At 64.4% G+C, this 2001-nt stretch carries 2 protein-coding genes and 2 pseudogenes; 3 read left to right on the plus strand and 1 reads right to left on the minus strand.

Features of this window, described 5'->3' with window-relative positions; translation table 11 throughout:
* Positions 1-141, plus strand: a pseudogene (locus EOA27_RS33890) (urease accessory protein UreG); the annotation flags it as partial.
* Positions 142-215: 74 nt separating this feature from the next.
* Positions 216-983, plus strand: coding sequence for a class II aldolase and adducin N-terminal domain-containing protein (locus tag EOA27_RS33895; protein WP_126080004.1), 768 nt, complete (start codon positions 216-218; stop codon positions 981-983).
* Between the two features lie 72 nt (positions 984-1055).
* On the opposite strand, the gene EOA27_RS33900 is transcribed toward EOA27_RS33895, so the two are convergent.
* Positions 1056-1688, minus strand: coding sequence for an HAD family phosphatase (locus tag EOA27_RS33900; protein ID WP_126080003.1), 633 nt, complete (start codon positions 1686-1688; stop codon positions 1056-1058).
* Positions 1689-1895: 207 nt separating this feature from the next.
* Here EOA27_RS33900 and EOA27_RS42620 point away from each other — a divergent pair.
* Positions 1896-2001, plus strand: a pseudogene (locus EOA27_RS42620) (sugar-binding transcriptional regulator); the annotation flags it as partial.

Consider the following 2001-nt stretch of genomic DNA (forward strand, 5'->3'; position numbering starts at 1 on the left):
GTCATGGAGAGCGACGCCGGCCGCATGCGTGGCAAGCGGCCCTTCGGCTTCACCGATCTGTCGCGCGGCAAGGGCTTGCAAGACGTGATCGACTTCATCGTCGAGCAGGGCGGGCTGCAATCGGCGCGCCCGGCGGCTTGATCCGCTGAGCCATCGATTATCGGTTGCTGGCAGCGGCGTCGCACGGCATTCTCATCCAAACAGGAGGATTTTCGATGAGCCTTGCCCGCCTGCACAAGGAACCGCTGAGCAACCTGCCCTATTACGAGGAGCGGGTCGATCTCGCCGCCGCCTTCCGCTGGACCGCGCGGCTCAACATGCATGAGGCGGTGGCCAATCACTTCTCACTGTCCGTCAACGAGGACAGCACGAAGTTTCTGATGAACCCGAACCAGGTGCATTTCTCGCGCATCAAGGCGAGCGACTTGCTCCTGATCGATGCCAACGATCCCGACACGCTCTCCGGCCCCGACGCGCCGGACCCGACCGCCTGGGGCCTGCACGGCGCCATCCATCGCAACGTCCCGCATGCGCGCTGCGCCATGCATGTCCATTCGATCCACGCCACGGTACTTGCCTCGCTCGCCGATTCGACGTTGCCGCCGGTCGACCAGAACTCGGCCATGTTCTTCAACCGCCATGTCGTCGACGCCAATTATGGCGGGCTGGCCTTCGAGGAAGAGGGCGAGCGTTGCTCTCAGCTTCTCACCGACCCCAAGGTCAAGGTGATGGTCATGGGCAATCATGGCGTCATGGTCATCGGCGACACGGTCGCCGACACCTTCAACCGCATGTTCTACTTCGAGCGCGCCGCCGAGACTTACATCAAGGCGCTGTGGACCGGGCGCCCGCTGCGCACGCTCTCCGACGAGATCGCCGAGAAGACCGCGCGCGAGATGGACGACTACCCCGGCCAGGCCGAGCGCCATCTGGCCGAGCTGAAAGCGATCCTGGACGAGGAAGAGCCGGTTTATCGGAATTGAGCGGCCTTTCCTTCTCCCCGTTTTACGGGGAGGTCCGAAGGACCGGATGAGGGGCAGCACCGACCTTCGGGGTTAAAGCCCCAACTGCGCCCGCAGCTCTTCAGCGCTGTTGATCACAATCGCGCCGGCCGGGCCGTCCATCGGCGCCTCCGGCCAGAAGAGCGTCTTCATGCCGGCAGCCAGTCCGGCCATGGCGCCCGTCAGGCTGTCGTCGACGGCGAAAGCATCCGCCGGGTCGACGCCGGCGAGATAAGCGGCGCGCAGGAAGGGTTCGGGAAGCGGCTTGCCGTCGATCACATCGTTGCGGCTGACCGTCATCATGCCCGGATAGGTGAGGCCGACGACGCGCAGATTGGCATCGACGATCAGCCGGTCGGAATTGGACACCACCGCCTGCTCTACGCCGAGCGCGCGCAATTCGTTGAACACCTCGATCGCGCCGGGGCGTGGCTTCAGCGTTTCCGCCAGCGGCAGGTAGTGATCGTATTTGCGCACGATCCAGTCGTCGAAAGGCAGGTCGAGGCCGAATTCGTCGCGCAGCATCTCGTAGACCGGCCATGCGGCGATGCCCAGCACGCGCTCATGCAGGTCGTGCGGCGGGGCGATGCCGACGCTGCGCAGCGCCGCCACAAGGGCTGCCTCATGCAAGGGCTCGCTGTCGACCAGCGTTCCGTCCATATCCCAGAATACGGCTTTCGGCGTCATGCGCGGCTCCTTCGCCGATCCCCTTAATCGGTTTCCCGCCGGAGATAAACCGTCCCGCCGGCAAATGGTTCGGGGCGTGACGGCAGATCTTCGGGAGGCCTGTGGGGCGCCCAAGCAATTGCTCTTTCGATAGACAATTGCGCGCCGGCATATTCGCTGTAAGCTATGGCGCCCGTTTCAGCGTTCTTGCGGGCGGGGAGGCAGGACGTGAGTTTGCGACAGGAAACCGGCAGCACCAGGTTGGACGATGCCGCGCGCGCCGGCTGGCTTTATTATGTTGCCGGCAACACGCAGGACCAGATCGCCGCCAAGC

Source organism: Mesorhizobium sp. M2A.F.Ca.ET.037.01.1.1 (assembly GCF_003998075.1).
Lineage (GTDB): Bacteria > Pseudomonadota > Alphaproteobacteria > Rhizobiales > Rhizobiaceae > Mesorhizobium.